We start from the raw sequence: 16559 nt of genomic DNA on the forward strand, positions 1-16559 counted from the left end.
AAATGCTCATTTTGAGCATATATCGGGAGGCGAGAATGGACGCGGCAACCCTCGACCGGGCCGGGATCCCGTCCCAGGCGGAACTCTTCGCACGGGTGCGCCACCACGTGCCGGCGATCGAGTGGCCGACCCTCGCAGCCGACGTCGCGGCGATCCAGGCGCTCAAGCGCGAGCGCAACGCCGTGGTGCTCGCGCACAACTACCAGGCGCCGGAGATCTTCCACACCGTGGCGGACATCGTCGGCGACAGCCTGGCGCTCGCCCGCGAGGCGGCCCGCACCGAGGCCGACGTGATCGTGCTGGCGGGCGTGCACTTCATGGCCGAGACCGCCAAGATCCTGAACCCGGGCAAGACCGTGCTGATCCCCGATCCGGCGGCGGGCTGCTCGCTCGCCGATTCGATCACCGCCGCCGACGTGCGGGCCTTGCGGCAGCGCCACCCGGGCGTGCCGGTCGTCACCTACGTCAACACCTCGGCCGCCGTGAAGGCGGAATCGGACCTCTGCTGCACCTCGGGCAACGCCAAGGCCGTGGTCGAGTCCCTCGGCGTCCCGCGGGTACTGATGATCCCGGACGAGTATCTGGCGCAGAACGTCCAGGCCGAGCTGCCGGGGATCGAGATCCTGACCTGGGCCGGCCATTGCGAGGTGCACGAGCGCTTCACCGCCGCGGACATCCGCGAGGCGCGGGAGGCCTATCCCGACGTGACGGTGCTCGCCCACCCCGAATGCCCGCCCGCCGTGGTGGCGGAGGCCGACTTCGCCGGCTCGACCGCAGCGATGCAGGCTTACGTCGAGACGCGCCGGCCGGCGCAGGTGGTGATGATCACCGAATGCGCGATGGCCGACAACCTCGCCCTGCGCAACCCGGACGTCGCATTCGTCAAGCCGTGCAACCTCTGCCCGCATATGAAGCGGATCACCCTGGGAAAAATCCGGCGCAGCCTGGAGACCCTGACCCACGAGGTCACGGTGCCGGACGACCTGATCGTCCCGGCGCGCCGCGCCGTCGAGCGCATGCTGGCGGTGCGGGCATGAGCACGGACACGATCGTCGTGGTCGGAGCCGGGATCGCCGGCCTCGCCACGGCCCTGCGGCTCGCGCCGCTCCCCGTCACGCTCGTCAGCGCCGCGCCGCTCGGCGAGGAGACCGCGACAGCCTGGGCGCAGGGCGGCATCGCGGCGGCGATCGGGGCCGACGACGCCCCCGCCCTCCACGCCGCCGACACGCTCGCCGCCGGTGCGGGTCTCGGCGACCCGGAGGTGGCACTTCGCGTCGCCGAGGCCGGGCCCGGCCTGGTCGACTGGCTCTGCCGGCTCGGCCTCGCCTTCGACCGCGGGCCCGACGGCACGCTCGCCCTCGGCCTGGAGGCGGCGCATGGTCGGCGCCGGATCGTCAAGGCGGGGGGTGACGCTACCGGTGCGGCGGTGCTGCGCACCCTCGCCCGGACGGTCTCGGCCTGCCCGTCGATCACCGTGGTGGTCGGGCGGGCGAGCGCCCTGATACAGGACGACGCGGGCCGGGTGACCGGCCTCGTCGCCCGGACCGAGCGGGGCCGCGTCGCCCTGCCGGCGCGCGCGGTGGTGCTGGCGACCGGCGGCCTCGGCGGGCTCTACCGCTCGACCACCAACCCGGCCGGCGCGACCGGCTCCGGCCTCGCCCTGGCGGCGCGGGCAGGCGCGGTGCTGCGCGACGTCGAGTTCGTGCAGTTCCACCCGACGGCGATCGCGACCGCGACCGACGGTCCCCTGCCGCTCGCCACCGAGGCCCTGCGCGGCGAGGGCGCGGTGCTGGTCGATGCCGAGGGAGGCCGGGTGATGGCCGGCATCGCCGGGGCGGACCTCGCGCCCCGCGACGTGGTCGCCCGGGCGATCGCGCTGCGCACGGGGCGGGGCGAGGCGGTGTTTCTCGACGCGCGCCGCCTCGACGTGGCGCGCCGCTTCCCGACCGTGGCGGCGCTGTGCCGCGCCGCCGGGCTCGATCCGGCGGTCGCGCCGATCCCGGTGCGGCCGGCCGCCCACTACCACATGGGCGGGATCCGGGTGGACGGGCGCGGGCGCAGCTCGCTGCCCGGCCTCTGGGCCTGCGGCGAGGTCGCGGCGACCGGCCTGCACGGGGCCAACCGCCTCGCCAGCAACTCGCTCCTCGAAGCGATGGCCTTCGCGGTGCCGATCGCCGCGGACATCCTGGGCCTGGAGGCGCGCGCGACCGGCCCGGGCCGGGCCCCGGAGGAGACCTTTGCCCGGGAAGCGCTGCCGGAGATCCGCGCCGTGATGGAGGCAGGAGCCGGGCTGGTGCGCGACGCCGCCGGCCTCGGCCGGGCCGTCACCCGCCTCGCGCCCCTGGCGCGGGCCGGCTCGGCGGCGGCGACGACGGGCCTGCTCGTCGCCGCCGCGGCGCTCGGCCGCGAGGAGAGCCGCGGCGCCCATTGGCGCGCCGACCATCCGGGGCAGCGCCCGCCCCGCTCGACCGAGATCACGCTCACCCAGGCCCTCGCGACGGCGGATGCCGTCCGGGACCGCCCGATGCCCGCCAGCCTTCAGGACGCCCGATGACCGACCTTCAAACACCCCCTCCCCTGCCCCGCCTGCTGGTCGAGCCGGTCGTGCGGGCCGCCCTCCTCGAAGACCTCGGCCGGGCCGGCGACCTCACCACCGACAGCATCGTCCCGGCGGACGCGCGCTTCTCCGGCGCCATCGTCTCGCGCCAGGCCGGCACGGTGGCGGGCACGGACGCGGCTGTTCTCGCCTTCGGGCTCCTCGATCCGGCGGTGAGCGTCCGGGTCCTGCGGCCGGACGGCAGCCTGATCACCCCGGGCGACACGGTGATCGCCCTGGAGGGCCCGGCGCGGGCGATCCTCTCGGCCGAGCGGGTTGCCCTCAACCTGCTCTGCCGCCTCACGGGCGTCGCCACCGCGACCGCCTCGCTGGTCGAGGCCGCTCGGCCGCACGGTCGGGCCCGGATCGTCTGCACCCGCAAGACCACGCCGGGCCTGCGGGCGCTGGAGAAGCACGCGGTGCGGGCGGGCGGCGGCGCCAACCACCGCTTCGGCCTCGACGACGCGGTGCTGATCAAGGACAACCACGTCGCGGTGGCCGGCGGCGTCGGCCCGGCGGTGCGGCGCGCGCGAGCCGGGGTCGGGCACCTGGTGAAGATCGAGGTCGAGGTCGACACCCTGGCGCAGCTCGAGGAGGCGCTGGCGGTCGGCGCCGACGCGGTGCTCCTCGACAACATGACCCCCGATACCCTGCGGCAGGCGGTGGCGATGATCGACGGCCGGGCGGTGAGCGAGGCCTCGGGCCGCATCACCCGCGAGACCGTCGGCGCCATCGCGGCGACGGGGGTGGACCTGATCTCGACCGGCTGGATCACCCACAGCGCGCCGATCGTCGATCTGGGGTTGGACGTGGCGTGAGCCGGGGCAAGATGCGGAGCAACCCCCTTATATCATAACCCTCCACCCTTTCCCGGACGACTGCAGCGTCAGCGAAAGGAGATCCGGGATCCAGCCGTAAGACTTGCCGCGAAGCGGCTCCGAATGCTGCACCGTTGCAGACAAGCGGACGCTTCGCGGCTTTTTGTGCTGGATCCCGGATCTCCTTCCGCTTTGCTTCAGTCGTCCGGGAAAGAGGTTGGGAGACGAGGTCGCGACACTAATCAAGTGGCCCGTGCTGCCCTCAATGCGCCTCCTGCCAGTTCAGCGCCGCCTTGGCCTCGACGGCGAGCGGCACCCGCAAGCTCACCGCCGGATGGGGCGCCTCCTCCATCACCCGGGCGATAATCGGCAGCGCCCGCTCGACCTCGTCGTCGGGGGATTCGAACACCAGTTCGTCGTGGACCTGGAGCAGCATCCGGGTCGCGAGGCCGGCCTCGGACAAGGCGCCCTCCATCCGGGCCATCGCCCGGCGGATGATGTCGGCCGCCGTGCCCTGGATCGGCGCGTTGATCGCCTGGCGCTCGACCGAGGCGCGCTCCTGCGGGTTGTTGGAGCGGATCTGCGGATAGTGGCAGACCCGGCCGAACAGCGTCGTGACGTAGCCCTTGTCGCGGCAGATCTTCTTGGTGTCGTCGATATAGGCGCGGATGCCGGGGAAGCGCTCGAAGTACTGCTTGATGAAGGCCGAGGCCTCGCCCTGCGGGATGCCGAGCCGGTCGGCGAGGCCGAAGGCCGAGATGCCGTAGATGATGCCGAAATTGATCGTCTTGGCCTTGCGGCGCAGGTCGGAGGTCATCTGGTCGAGGGGCACGCCGAACATCGCCGAGGCGGTGGCCGCGTGGATGTCGATGCCGTCCTCGAAGGCCTGGCGCAGCTGCGGGATGTCGGCGATGTGGGCGAGCAACCGCAGCTCGATCTGGCTGTAATCGGCCGAGATCAGCTTGTGGCCGGCATCCGCCACGAAGGCCTGGCGGATGCGCCGCCCCTCCTCCGTGCGGACCGGGATGTTCTGGAGGTTCGGGTCCGACGACGACAGGCGCCCGGTCGTGGTGGCAGCGAGCGCGAACGAGGTGTGGACCCGGTCGGTGCCGCGGTCGGCATGCTCCTGGAGGCTGTCGGTGTAGGTCGATTTCAGCTTCGAGAGCTGGCGCCATTCGAGGATCCGGCGCGGCAGGTCGTGGCCCTGGCCGGCCAGCTCCTCCAGCAGCGTCGCGGGCGTCGCCCACTGGCCGGACGGCGTCTTCTTGGCCCCGGGCAGGCCCATCTTGCCGAACAGGATGTCGCCGATCTGCTTGGGCGACGAGACGGAGAACTTCTCCCCCGCCATCTCCTGGATCTCGTCCTCGAGCCGCGCCAGCGACTGGGCGAAATCGCCCGAGAGCCGGCTCAGCATCTGACGGTCGACCTTGATGCCCTCGCGCTCCATGCGGGCGAGCACCGGCACCAGCGGCCGCTCGAGGGTCTCGTAGACCGAGGCCCGGCGCTCGGCGGCGAGCCGCGGCTTCATCAGCCGCCACAGGCGCAAGGTGACGTCGGCATCCTCCGCCGCGTAGGCCGTCGCCTTGTCGAGGGCGACGCGGTCGAACGTGACCTTCTGGCGCCCGGTCCCGGCGACGTCCGCGAAGGTGATCGGCTGGTGGCCGAGATGGCGGCGGGCGAGTTCGTCCATGCCGTGCGAGCCCTTGCCGGCATCGAGCACGTAGGAGATCAGCATCGTGTCGTCGAAGGGCCGGACCTCGATGCCGTGGCGGGCGAGCACCAGCCAGTCGTACTTGATGTTCTGGCCGACCTTGAGCACCGCCGGGTTTTCCAGGAGCGGCTTCAGCCGCGCCTGCACGATCTCCCACGACAGCTGACCCGGCAGCAGGCCGCCGCCGAACAGGTCCTCGCCGCCGCGATGGCTGAGCGGGATGTAGCAGGCGCGGCCCGGCGCGGTGGCGAGCGAGACGCCGACGAGGTCGGCTTTGTTGGCGTCGAGCGCCGTGGTCTCGGTGTCGACCGCCACGACCCCAACCTCGACCGCCTCGGCGATCCAGGCCTCCAGGCTCTCGACCGTGGTGACGGTCTCGTAAGCACCCGTGTCGAAGGGCTTGACGGCTTCCGCGGCGCGGGCCGCCACGAGGGTGGTGGGGGTCGCCTCCGTCGGGGCTTTCGGCTTCGGCGGCGCATCCGGCAGGTCGAGGTCGGCGAAGGGATCGACCTCCGCCTTCGCCTCAGCCGGCGCGGCGTCCGGCGCATCGCCGAAGAACGGCGTCACGTCGCTGCCGCCCTTCTCGTTCGAGAAGCCGGTATCGGCGCCCTCCGGCAGGAGCGCCGGATCGGGGCGCACCGCCTCGGGGTCGACGTGCAGCATCTGGGCGATGCGGCGCGTCAGGGTGTTGAACTCCATCGCCTTGAGGAAGCCGACCAGGCGCTCGGGGTCGGGCTTCGGCAGGCCGAGGTCGTCGAGGGGCACCGGCACCGGGACCGCCTCGTCGAGGGCGACGAGGCGGCGCGACAGCCGCGCCTGGTCGATGTTGGCCAGCAGCGTCTCGCGGCGCTTGGGCTGCTTGATCGTCGCGGCCTTCTCCAGCAGCGCCTCCAGGCTGCCGAATTCCTTGATGAGCGCCGCGGCGGTCTTCAGCCCGATGCCCGGCACGCCCGGCACGTTGTCGGAGGTGTCGCCGATCAGCGCGAGCGCGTCGCCGATCTGCTCGGGGCCAAGACCCTCCCAGCGCTCGACGATCGCGGCACGGTCGAGGTTGCGCTCGGGCCGGTAGCCCGGCTTGCCCTTCTGGCCCGATTCGAAGTCGTAGAACCGCACGAGGTCGCCGACGAGCTGCATCAGGTCCTTGTCGGACGAGACGATGATGACGCCCGCGCCCCGCGCCTCCGCCTGGCGGGCATACGTCGCGATCAGGTCGTCGGCCTCGTAGCGCTGCAATTCGATCGGGTGCAGGCCGAAGGCGCGAACCGCGTCGCGCATCAGGGGCATCTGGCGCTTGAGGTCGTCGGGGGCGTCGGGCCGGTGGCCCTTGTAGTCCGGGAAGATTTCCTTCCGGAACGAGCCCTCGGACTTGTCGAACACGATGCCGAGATGGGTCGGGACGATGCCGGCCGCGCCCTCCTGCACGAACTGCGCGAGCTTGGCGCAGAACAGCCGCACCGCCCCGGTCGGCAGCCCGTCGGAGGGGCGGAAATTGTAGCGCTCGGGCTGGTTGATCGACTGGAAGTAGGCCCGGAAGATGAACGACGAGCCGTCGACCAGGAGCACCTGATCGCCGGGGCCGACGGGCTTCGTCTCGGGGGCGGTCTCGGTGCTCATGGGGCTGACAATCGTCTCGGCGGGCTGACGAGACCGTCTTAGTGCGTCGCCGGGGCGAGGCAAACCGCGGCCGAGGCGCGCTCCCCGGGGAATGGGCGCGCCGGCCCCGGCCGGGTGTGCCCTGAGCACACCAGGCGCCCGCGAAAGCGCCGCCGACCCGGCCCGGAAGCTTGACTTGGCGCGGGCGGAGGCTTGGTGTCGGGTTCGAGAGAGCAACCGTCATTCACCCGGAAGGGTTGAGCCTCGCGGGCCCGTCGCGGGCCTGCGCCTGCCCCCGGGCCCAAGGACCGGCCCATGCGCAAGACACCCCTCCTCGCCGCCCTCTTCGCGGGGCTCGCCACCGCCGCCGGCCTGTCCGCCGCGCAGGCCCGCTCGGCCCGCCAGGAGATCGCCCCGGCCGAGGAGCGCGAGTTCCCGTTCGACGCCCAGATCCCCGGCTGCCAGGATGCCGGCGTGCTGGAGAAGATCACCTACCAGTTCGCCGAGAAGGAGGCGAAGTTCTGGAACTCGACGCTGACCATCGCCGCCTACGACAGCATCGAGCGCACCGCCTGGCGGCCCTGGGGCGTCGACTTCATTCCCCGCCGCTTCTGCACCGCGGTCGCCACCACCTCGGACGGGGTGCGCCGGCGCGTCGACTACTCGGTGCGCGAGAGCCTCGGCATCATCGGGGCGACCTACGGCGTCGAGTTCTGCGTCCACGGCCTCGACCGCAACCTCGCCTTCGCCTACGCCTCGGCCTCGTCCTGCCGCGAAGCTCGTCCGTAATGATGATCCGGCTCGCCGCCACTCTCCTCGCGCTGGCGGCTGCCGTCGCCGCCGGTCCCGCCGCCGCGCAGGGGCGCGGGGGCGGCGGCGAGCCGGGCGTGTTCGACTTCTACGTCCTGGCTTTGTCCTGGTCGCCGACCTACTGCGCCCTCACCGGCGAGCGCCGCAACGACCGGCAGTGCGACCCGGGCCGCAACCCCGGCTTCGTCGTCCACGGCCTGTGGCCGCAATACGACCGCGGCTTCCCGAGCCAGTGCGGCGCCTTCTCCCGCAGCCCGAGCCGTCCCGCGATGGCGGAGGCCGAGGGCGTCTTCCCGAGCGAGGGCCTGGCCCGGCACGAGTGGCGCCAGCACGGCACCTGCTCGGGCCTCGACCCGGCGGCCTATTTCCGCGCCACCGCCAAGGCGCGCGACGCGGTGACGATCCCCGCCGCCCTGGCGAAGCCGGCGGAATCGCTGCGCGCCGCCCCCATCGACATCGCCCGCCAGTTCGTCGCCGCCAATCCGGGCCTGCGCCCGGACATGATGGCGGTGACCTGCAAGGCCGGCCAGCTCGAGGAGGTGCGGATCTGCTTCACCAAGGACCTGCGCGGCTTCACCGCCTGCCCCGAGGTGGCGCGCCAGAACTGCCGCGCCGGGGAGATGGCGGTCGGGGCGGGGCGGTAGAGCGCGCTGCCGTTCCCATCCTCGACCTCATCCCGAGGTCGCGGGTGGGATGCACGCCGAGTGTTGCAGCAGCCGTGGACGCTCAAAACACCCTGACCGCATCCCGCTCGATCCGCGGGCGCAAGCCCGGATGCAGGCCGCTGCGCGTGCCGTAATCTACCCGGGCACCCACCGCGGCCTCGATCGCCTCGTAGGCCGCCATGAACGGCAGGAAGCCGAACGCGACGCCTGGCGCAGGGTCGACGAACACGTCGACGTCCGAATCTTCCCTGGCCTCGTCCCGGGCGTGAGAGCCGAAGAGGTAGAGCGCGGCGACGCCGCTCGCCCGCAGGGCGGGTTCGGCGGATTTCAGGCGGGCAAGGACCTCGTCGCGGCGCATGCGATGATGATAGGGCCTCTTGCGCCGATTCTCACGCGGGACGGCGAGACGAGGACCTCAGACCCGTGAATTACCGCCACGCCTTCCACGCCGGCAACCACGCCGACGTGCTCAAGCACTGGGTGCTGACCCGGGTGCTGGCGCATCTCCAGCGCAAGGCGACGCCGTTCCGGGCGATCGATACTCATGCGGGCCTCGGCTTCTACGACCTCACCGCCGACGAGGCCGGGCGCACCGGCGAGTGGCACGACGGCATCGGCCGGCTCGACGCGCCCTTCGGCGCGGAGGTGGAGGCCCTGCTCGGGCCCTACCGGCATGCGGTGGCGGCGGTGCGGGCGCGCCACGGCGACACGATCTATCCGGGCTCGCCGGCCCTGATCCGCGAGTTCCTGCGCCCCGGCGACCAGGGCGTGTTCGTCGAGCTGCACCCGGCCGACGGGGCGGTGCTGCACGCCCGCTACAACCAGGACCCGCGCACCAAGGTGCTGGCCCTCGACGGCTGGACGGCGCTCCCCGCCCTGATCCCCCCGAAGGAGCGCCGCGGCCTCGTGCTCATCGACCCGCCCTACGAGGTGCCGGGCGAGATCGAGCGGCTCGGCCGCGAGCTGCTGAAGGCGGTGGGCAAGTGGGCGACCGGCACCTACCTCGCCTGGTACCCGATCAAGGATGCAGGCGCGATCGACCGGCTGGCCGCCACCCTCGACGCCGCCCTCCCCCGCCCGGCGCTTCGCCTCGACCTCCTGATCCACCGCCCCGACCCGACGCGGCTGAGCGGCAGCGGGCTCATCGTGGTCAACCCGCCGTGGACCTTGCGCGAGGAGGCCGACACCGTCCTGCCGGCGCTCGCCGAGCGCCTGGCGCAAGGAGGCTACGGCGCATTCCGCTGCGCCCCGCTGGGACCGCCGGCCTGAAGGCCGGCGCCGGCTCACGCCGCGATCCGCCCCTCCAGCGGGAACACCTTGGCCGGGTTCATCAGCCAGGCCGGATCGAACACCGCCCGCACCCGCATCTGCTGGTGCAGGTCCTCCGGGTTGTACTGATAGGTCATCAGGTCGCGCTTCTCGATGCCGACGCCGTGCTCGCCGGTGAGGCAGCCGCCGACCTCGACGCAGAGCTTCAGCATCTCCTCGCCGGCGGCCTCGGCCTTCTCCATCTCGCCGGGTTTGTTGATGTCGAACAGGATCAGGGGGTGCAGGTTGCCGTCGCCGGCGTGGAAGACGTTGGCGCAGCGAAGGCCGTAAGCCTTGGTGATCTCGCCGATGCGCTCCAGCACGCGCGGCAGCTGCCCGGTCGGGATGGTGCCGTCCATGCAGATGTAGTCGGAGATGCGGCCCGTCGCGCCGAAGGCCGACTTGCGGCCCTTCCAGATCGCGGCGCTCTCGGCCTCCGACTGCGAGACCTTCAGGCTCGTCGGGTTGAAGGGTTTTGCGATCTCGCAGATGCGGGCGAGCATCGCGTCGCACTCCTCCTTGCAGCCCTCGACCTCGATGATCAGCATCGCCTCGGCGTCGAGCGGGTAGCCGGCATGGGCGAAGGCCTCGCAGATCGTGATCGCCTCGCGGTCCATGTACTCGATCGCCACCGGGATGATGCCGGCGCCGATGATCGCCGCCGTGCAGGCGCCCGCGTCCTCGACCGTGCCGAAGCCCATCAGCGCCGGGCGCGCGCCCTCCGCGGCGCGCAGGATGCGCACCGTCGCCTCGGTGACGATGCCGAGCTGCCCCTCCGAGCCGCAGACGAGGCCAAGGAGATCGTAGCCGGCGGCGTCGAGGTGGTCGCCGCCGATCTCCACCACCGTGCCGTCGACCATGACCAGGGTCACGCCCATCAGGTTGTTGGTGGTGACGCCGTACTTGAGGCAGTGCGCCCCGCCCGAGTTCATCGCGATGTTGCCCGCGATGGTGCAGGCGAGCTGGCTTGACGGGTCGGGGGCGTAGAAGAAGCCCTCGTGCGCCACCGCCGCGCTGATCGCGAGGTTAGTGATGCCGGCCTGGACCCGGGCGGTGCGGTTGGCAAAATCGACGTCGAGCACCCGGGTCATCTTGGCGACGCCAAGGATCACCGCGTCCTCCTGGGCGATGGCGCCGCCGGCGAGCGACGTGCCGGCGCCGCGCGGCACCACCTTGACCCCCTGCGCGTGGCAGTAGCGCAAAACCGCCGACACCTCGGCGGTCGTCGAGGGCAGCACGACGGCGAGCGGCATCTTGCGGTAGGCGGTGAGCCCGTCGGTCTCGAAGGCGCGGCGCTCGTCCTCGCTGGTCACCAGGGCCTCGGGCGCGACGAGGCCGCGCAGGCCCTCCACGATCGCGTCGCGGCGGGCGAGGATCGCGGGGTCCGGGAGCGGGAAGGCGATCGTCATGGCGTGTCCTCTCGGGATTCCTGTCGGATCCGGTTCTTGCCGGATCTGTCGGGACCGGGCCGGCCGGTCCTTGGTGCCCCATCCTACCGCAGGCGAGGGACCGCGCCCATAGGGACCGCCCGTGCGGCACGGATCCCCACGGATCCCCATGACCTTGGTCCGGTCGCGTGCGGAGCGCGGCAGAGCTTCTTTTCGTCGCACGGGACCCGGCGCGAACCGTCGGCGTTTTTAACTGTACCAATCTGGAGGCTGAGCCATATCCCCGTGGCCGGTCGCGAACGACGTCCGTTTGGAGGGAACCTCATGCGTCAGCTCATCCTCGGTGCCGCCCTGGCGGCGCTCCTGCCCTTCGCCGCCCAGGCCCAGAATGCTCCGGGCGACGCGGCCGCCGGCGAGAAGGTGTTCGCGCCGTGCAAGGCCTGCCACGCCTTCGGCAAGAACGGCGTCGGCCCCGACCTCACGGGCGTCATCGGCCGCAAGGCCGGCACCCACGAGGGCTACAACTACTCGGCCGCGATGAAGAATTCCGGCCTGACCTGGGACGAGGCGACCTTCCGGGACTACATCCACAACCCGAAGGCCAAGGTGCCGGGCACCAAGATGATCTTTGCCGGCATCACCGACGACAAGAAGGTGTCGGACCTGATCGCCTATCTCGAGACCAAGAAGTAGGCGGCACGGCGGGCCCCGGCGGTCGTCGCCGGGGTCCCTTGCGGGCGGGACGACCACCGGTCCGGCGGAACGATGTCTCGCGCTAAGCTACGGCGATCGCAAAAAAGTTGGCACTCGACCAACGGTGATGTAGGTCACGCCTTCGACCAACTTGGCAAGACGGGCGATTGCGGTGACGACAGGCGGGCTCTCGAAGGCGCGGTACACTTCCGTCGGAAGCTTTCTCCAGGCGCGCATTCCAGTCTACATTCCTTGCCACAATAACCAAACATACTGCCGCAGCATGGTACGGCAATTAAAGCTGCTCGGCCTGGACAATATCATCTTGATCGACAATGCGTCGGATGCTCCAGAAATGCTCGAGTATCTCGACAGCGTCGACGATCTGGAGGTCATCAGGCTCGCCGACAATCTCGGCCCCAATCACATTCTCAACGATCGCAGCGTGTTCGCGATGCTGCCGAGGCTGTTCTGCCTGACCGACCCGGATCTGCAGTTGAACGCGGATCTGCCGGCGAATTTCCTCGGAGAGCTGGCCTCTCTGACGGATCTGCACCGGGTCGGAAAGGCCGGCTTCGCCCTGGAGATCGGCGACCGCCACCTGATGCGCGACGACCTGATCTACTCGGGCGGGAACATGGTCAGGATCTGGGAGCACGAGGACCAGTTCTGGCACAATCCATTGCCTCCCCTGCCGGCAGGCGATCCGGTCTACGATGCGATCCTCGATACGACCTTCGCGCTCTACAACAAGGACCATTTCCAGCACGCCAACATCTGGCGGGCGGTGCGCGTCGGCGGGCGCTTCACGGCCCGCCACCTGCCCTGGTACCGCGAGGCCAGCATCCCGATCGAAGAGGCGCGCGCCTACGCGAAGACCCAGCGATACTCGACCTATCTTCGCGACACGACGTCCCTCGGCGAGTAGGCCGCGAACGACACCCGGCAGGGCCCGCCCTCAATCCCCGACGCCGTCCCGCCCCTGCACCGCCATCAGGGTGGCGGTGAGGAGCGCGACCATCCTCTCGCCGCCCTCGCCCTCCGAAAACACCTCGGCCTGCGCCAGGGTCAGGGTGCGACCGGCCTTGACCACCCGGCCCCGCGCCAGGAGGCGGCGGCCGGCCGCCGGCGCCAGCAGGTTGATCTTGAACTCCGCCGTCAGCACCCCGGCGCCGGGCGGCATCAGGGTCAGGGCGGCGTAGCCCGCCGCGCTGTCGGCGATGGCGCTCACCGCCCCCGCATGGACGAAGCCGTGCTGCTGCGACACCGCCGGCCCGGGTACGAGGGCGATCTCGACCGCACCGGGTGATACCGCCTGAAGCGTCGCCCCGAGGGTCTGCATCAGGCCCTGCCTGTCGAAGCTGGCGCGCACCCGCGCCTCGGGTGTCTGGTCCGTCATCGGGCCCCTCCCTCGGGATTTTTCTTGGTAGAGGTCTTGAGGCACGGCCATGGCCGCGCTGTCCAGCGCCCTCAACTCGCAAGGCCCTCGATGACCACCCCCGACTCCGACCCGGCCGGCTGGCGGCCTTTCGACGATCCGGGCTTCCTCTCCCTCGTCGGCCCGGTCCTGCTGCGCGAGGAGGGCGACGGGATCACCTTCGCGTTCCGGGCCGAGCCCAAGCACGCCAACCTGATCGGCGTGGTGCAGGGCGGCATGATGATGACCTTCGCCGACCGGGCGCTGGGATTTGCCGCGATGCGGGCCGCCGGCGGCGCGAATTGCGTCACGGTGCAGTTCGAGATGCAGTTCGTCTCCGCCGGGCGGATCGGCGAGACGATCACGATGACGCCCGAGGTGGTGCAGCGCACGTCGAGCCTGGTGTTCCTGCGCGGCGACGCGCGGTGCGACGGGCGCATCGTCGCCGCGGCCACCGGCGTGTGGAAGGTCCTGCGGCGCCGGCCCGGTCCGGGCCCGGCTTGAATCGTCCGGTTCCCGCACCGCTCGGACAACGACGTCAGTGGGTGAGCGACGGGCGGGCGCTCGTGGGGCCGAGCCCCTGCGGCACCGGCACCTTGGTGGCGCTGTAATTCGCGTTGACGACGAGACGCGGCGCCTGCGACAGCGCCACCTTGTGGGCGACGATGGCGGTGTATTCCGACCGGTCGGCGACGACCTGGTTGGCGGCGACCAGGAACGTGCCCCGCGGCATGTAGATCGTGCCGACGAGGCAGCGCGCGTTGTCGCTCAGGACCTCGAACACCCGGTCCGCCGGGGCGGTACGGTCCTCGAAGAACAGCAGGCCCGCCATCGCGTCGCCGGTCGGCGCGCTGAGCGACACGCTCGAGCGCGGCATGAACTGCATCGGGCGGGCGATGCCGTCGTATTCCGGCTGGACCGTCCCGGTGAAGTAGAAGCCCACGCCGTCGCCGCTCAGCGACGCCGGCGGGAGGGACGACGGTTGGGTCGGGCAATGCATGTGAGCCTTGTCCTGCGCCGAGACGTCGTTGTGATAGCACAGGCACGAGGCATGGCCGTGCTCGGCGCCGTTCCCGGACACCAGGCTGTCCGTCCCGACCACGAGAGGCCCGTCCTTCATGACGTAGATCCCGGGATTGAGCTTGACGACCGCCCCCGACGTGAGGACGAGCCCGCCGCAATACGTCCCGGGATTCAGAACCTCGCTCCAGTTCCCCACCACCTTGGCGTTGTACGTGCAGCCGCCCACCGATGGCGCGGCGCGTCCCGCGAGCGGGTCCTTGATGGCCGGGCAGCCGGTGATCGGCACGGGCTGGTAGCGCTGCGAGGGGTCGGCATAGCCCCCGACGGTGCACGACTTCATCGCCGTGAGTTGCGAGGTGTCGCGCGCGTTGATCCCGGCGGCGGACTCGGACATCGCGTAGACAGAGCAGTTCGTCGCGGTCACCTGGGAATCGTTGCTCAGGCCGATGGCTTGCGGCGACCGTCCCTCGAGCGCCACGACGCAGACCCGGGACGCGCCGACGATCTCGGCGGTCGCCTGGACGGCGAGGTCGGTCAGGTGCGGCGTCACGAGCGTGGTCATGATCGCGCGCTTGCGTTGCGACAGCGTCACCTTCACGCCCGTGGGTGCCTGGTCGCCGTCGGCCGGCACCGCCGCGAGGGGATCGGCCGGGCCCTGCCGGCGATGGACGGGCCTGGTCTTGACCGTGATCGGATCCTCGCCGAGCGCAGTCCCGGCAAGGCTGCGCACCTGGCTCTCCGCCACGGCCTGCGCCCGGCTCCTGTTGTAGCCGCTGACCTGCATGTCGGAGACGACGGCGAGTGCCGTAGCGTCAACGATGTTCTGGAGCTTCTGCTTGCGTACCAGCCAGGTCGCGTAATCGACTCCGACGCCGACTAGGCCGAGCACCATCGGCAGAACGATCCAGAAGATCAGCGCGACTCCGCCGCGCCTGTCCATCGCGAACTTGCGCAATAAGGTTCGACACGTGTTTTTCAAGCTAGATCATATCTCCCTCAATATTTTTATGGACAAATTTCCTAATGCTACCTTAAGTCAGCTTGCTCGAATATTTTCCTATTAGTCGAGATCGTTCGCGGCGATCGCGTGCAACCCTGCGTCGAGCCTCCTCCCGGCACGGCAGAGGCGTGTCATCCCGGCGGCGATCGGGCACGACGGATACGAAGCGGCCCGGGCCCGGCACAACGACGCCTGCACAACCCGCTCCGGTCCGCTATATCGAGCCGGATGACGCACGATCCGAACGGCGCCCCGCCCGGCGGGGTCCTCGAACGACTGACCGCGGCGCTCGGCCAACAGGGCGCGCAGGAGGGCGCGCGGCGCGGGCCGCCGCCGGTCGAGCGCTGGAATCCGGACTATTGCGGCGAGATCCCGATGCGCATCGCCGCGGACGGGACCTGGCACTACAACGGCAGCCCGATCACCCGGCCGGCCCTGGTCCGGCTGTTCTCCACCATCCTGCGCCGCGATCCCGACGGGCGCACCGTCCTGGTGACGCCGGTGGAGCGGGTCGGGATCGAGGTCGAGGACGCGGCCTTCCTGGCGGTCGAGATGGCGGTGGAGGGGACGGGCGAGGCCCGCGCCGTCGCCTTCCGCACCAACCTCGACGACGTCGTGCCCCTCGACGAGGCCCATCCACTGCGGTTCGACCGCGACCCGGAGGGCGGGTTCAAGCCCTACATCGCCGTGCGTCACGGGCTCGAGGCCCGCCTCACCCGGGCGCTCGCCTACGACCTCGTCGAGCTGTGCGAGGAGCGCGAGGAGGCGGGCGAGACCTGGTTCGGGCTTGCCGCCGGCGGGCGCTTCCACCGCATCGCCAGGTCGGCGGAACTCGGGGCGGCCGACCCGTCGTGACCGATCTCGCAGCGCCCACCGCTCTCGACGAGTTCCTGGCGCGCGCCCGCGCGCGGCTGCGGCCCGAGCCGCCGGGCCCGCACGACTCGACATCGAACCCGAGGGGCGACCACGACCTCGAGCCCGACGTGCTGGAGGCGGCGCTGTCGCGCCCGGCCCGCCTCGCCGCGGTGCTGGTGCCGGTGGTGCCGCGCGACGACGGCGTGTCGGTGCTGTTCACCCTGCGCGCCGCGCACCTGCGCGACCATTCGGGCCAGATCGCCTTTCCGGGCGGCAAGATCGATCCCGGCGACCCCTCGCCGCTCGCCGCCGCCTTGCGCGAGGCGAACGAGGAGATCGGCCTCGATCCCGCCGCGGTGACGCCCATCGGCTACCTCGACCCCTACCTGTCGGGCACCGGGTTCCTGGTGACGCCGGTGGTCGGGCTGGTGGCGCCGGACGCGGCACTCACCCTCAACCCGCACGAGGTGGCCGAGGCGTTCGAGGTGCCGCTCGCCTTCCTGATGGATGTGGCCAACCACGCCCTGCACAGCCGGGAATGGCGCGGGCGCCAGCGGCGCTACTACGCGATCCCCTTCGGCGAGCGCTACATCTGGGGGGTGACCGCCGGCATCGTGCGCAACCTCTACGACCGGCTCCGCGACGCGGCCGACGAATCACCCAGTCGGGACCTCATGTAGGA

At 71.2% G+C, this 16559-nt stretch carries 16 protein-coding genes; 11 read left to right on the forward strand and 5 right to left on the reverse strand.

The window, feature by feature from the left end; translation table 11 throughout:
- Positions 1-35: 35 nt before the first annotated feature.
- From nadA to nadC, 3 genes are read left to right on the forward strand one after another with little or no spacing between them, the layout of a single operon-like run.
- Positions 36-1037 carry a quinolinate synthase NadA gene (gene nadA / locus ACS5PV_RS14710; RefSeq protein WP_455396069.1) on the forward strand — a complete coding sequence of 334 codons (1002 nt, stop codon included), beginning with the start codon at positions 36-38 and terminating at the stop codon, positions 1035-1037.
- Positions 1034-2554, forward strand: a complete 1521-nt coding sequence (locus ACS5PV_RS14715) for an L-aspartate oxidase (RefSeq protein WP_455396070.1) — start codon at positions 1034-1036, stop codon at positions 2552-2554. The genes nadA and ACS5PV_RS14715 overlap by 4 nt, the downstream gene beginning before the upstream one ends.
- Positions 2551-3414: a carboxylating nicotinate-nucleotide diphosphorylase gene (gene nadC / locus ACS5PV_RS14720; protein WP_455396071.1), complete on the forward strand. Its 864-nt coding sequence runs from the start codon at positions 2551-2553 to the stop codon at positions 3412-3414. Before ACS5PV_RS14715 ends, nadC begins: the two co-directional genes overlap by 4 nt.
- Before the next feature lie 262 nt (positions 3415-3676).
- Here the strand turns inward: nadC and polA are convergent, their stop codons facing one another.
- Positions 3677-6739: a DNA polymerase I gene (polA, locus tag ACS5PV_RS14725; protein WP_455396072.1), complete on the reverse strand. Its 3063-nt coding sequence runs from the start codon at positions 6737-6739 to the stop codon at positions 3677-3679.
- Between the two features lie 294 nt (positions 6740-7033).
- Here polA and ACS5PV_RS14730 point away from each other — a divergent pair, with 294 nt between their 5' ends.
- On the forward strand, positions 7034-7507 hold the full coding sequence (locus ACS5PV_RS14730) for a hypothetical protein (protein WP_455396073.1): 474 nt from the start codon (positions 7034-7036) through the stop codon (positions 7505-7507).
- 2 nt (positions 7508-7509) lie between these two features.
- Positions 7510-8172, forward strand: a complete 663-nt coding sequence (locus ACS5PV_RS14735) for a ribonuclease T2 family protein (protein WP_455396220.1) — start codon at positions 7510-7512, stop codon at positions 8170-8172.
- 82 nt (positions 8173-8254) lie between these two features.
- On the opposite strand, the gene ACS5PV_RS14740 is transcribed toward ACS5PV_RS14735, so the two are convergent.
- Entirely contained in the window at positions 8255-8551 is a 297-nt protein-coding gene (locus tag ACS5PV_RS14740; RefSeq protein WP_455396074.1) for a nucleotidyltransferase family protein, read from the reverse strand.
- Positions 8552-8616: 65 nt separating this feature from the next.
- Here ACS5PV_RS14740 and ACS5PV_RS14745 point away from each other — a divergent pair, with 65 nt between their 5' ends.
- Positions 8617-9462: a 23S rRNA (adenine(2030)-N(6))-methyltransferase RlmJ gene (locus ACS5PV_RS14745; protein WP_455396075.1), complete on the forward strand. Its 846-nt coding sequence runs from the start codon at positions 8617-8619 to the stop codon at positions 9460-9462.
- A gap of 14 nt (positions 9463-9476) precedes the next feature.
- Here ACS5PV_RS14745 and ACS5PV_RS14750 read toward each other — a convergent pair whose 3' ends face one another.
- Complete coding sequence (locus ACS5PV_RS14750) at positions 9477-10910, reverse strand: FAD-linked oxidase C-terminal domain-containing protein (RefSeq protein ID WP_455396076.1); 1434 nt, start codon at positions 10908-10910, stop codon at positions 9477-9479.
- Positions 10911-11213: 303 nt separating this feature from the next.
- On the opposite strand from ACS5PV_RS14750, the gene ACS5PV_RS14755 reads away from it, so the two are divergent.
- Both ACS5PV_RS14755 and ACS5PV_RS14760 read left to right on the forward strand, forming a co-directional pair.
- The gene (locus ACS5PV_RS14755) at positions 11214-11582 is read left to right on the forward strand and encodes a c-type cytochrome (protein WP_455396077.1); all 369 of its coding nucleotides are present in this window, start codon (positions 11214-11216) and stop codon (positions 11580-11582) included.
- 355 nt (positions 11583-11937) lie between these two features.
- Complete coding sequence (locus ACS5PV_RS14760) at positions 11938-12510, forward strand: hypothetical protein (RefSeq protein WP_455396078.1); 573 nt, start codon at positions 11938-11940, stop codon at positions 12508-12510.
- Positions 12511-12540: 30 nt separating this feature from the next.
- Here ACS5PV_RS14760 and ACS5PV_RS14765 read toward each other — a convergent pair whose 3' ends face one another.
- A complete protein-coding gene (locus ACS5PV_RS14765) occupies positions 12541-12981 on the reverse strand; it encodes a PaaI family thioesterase (protein WP_455396079.1) in 441 nt (146 codons plus the stop codon).
- 90 nt (positions 12982-13071) lie between these two features.
- Here ACS5PV_RS14765 and ACS5PV_RS14770 point away from each other — a divergent pair, with 90 nt between their 5' ends.
- Positions 13072-13503, forward strand: coding sequence for a PaaI family thioesterase (locus ACS5PV_RS14770; protein ID WP_455396080.1), 432 nt, complete (start codon positions 13072-13074; stop codon positions 13501-13503).
- Between the two features lie 34 nt (positions 13504-13537).
- Here the strand turns inward: ACS5PV_RS14770 and ACS5PV_RS14775 are convergent, their stop codons facing one another.
- Complete coding sequence (locus ACS5PV_RS14775; protein ID WP_455396081.1) at positions 13538-14962, reverse strand: pilus assembly protein TadG-related protein; 1425 nt, start codon at positions 14960-14962, stop codon at positions 13538-13540.
- 288 nt (positions 14963-15250) lie between these two features.
- Here ACS5PV_RS14775 and ACS5PV_RS14780 point away from each other — a divergent pair, with 288 nt between their 5' ends.
- On the forward strand, positions 15251-15877 hold the full coding sequence (locus ACS5PV_RS14780) for a DUF1285 domain-containing protein (protein WP_455396082.1): 627 nt from the start codon (positions 15251-15253) through the stop codon (positions 15875-15877).
- Positions 15874-16557: a CoA pyrophosphatase gene (locus ACS5PV_RS14785; RefSeq protein ID WP_455396083.1), complete on the forward strand. Its 684-nt coding sequence runs from the start codon at positions 15874-15876 to the stop codon at positions 16555-16557. The genes ACS5PV_RS14780 and ACS5PV_RS14785 overlap by 4 nt, the downstream gene beginning before the upstream one ends.
- Positions 16558-16559: the final 2 nt, after the last annotated feature.

Source organism: Methylobacterium sp. Gmos1, assembly GCF_053764715.1.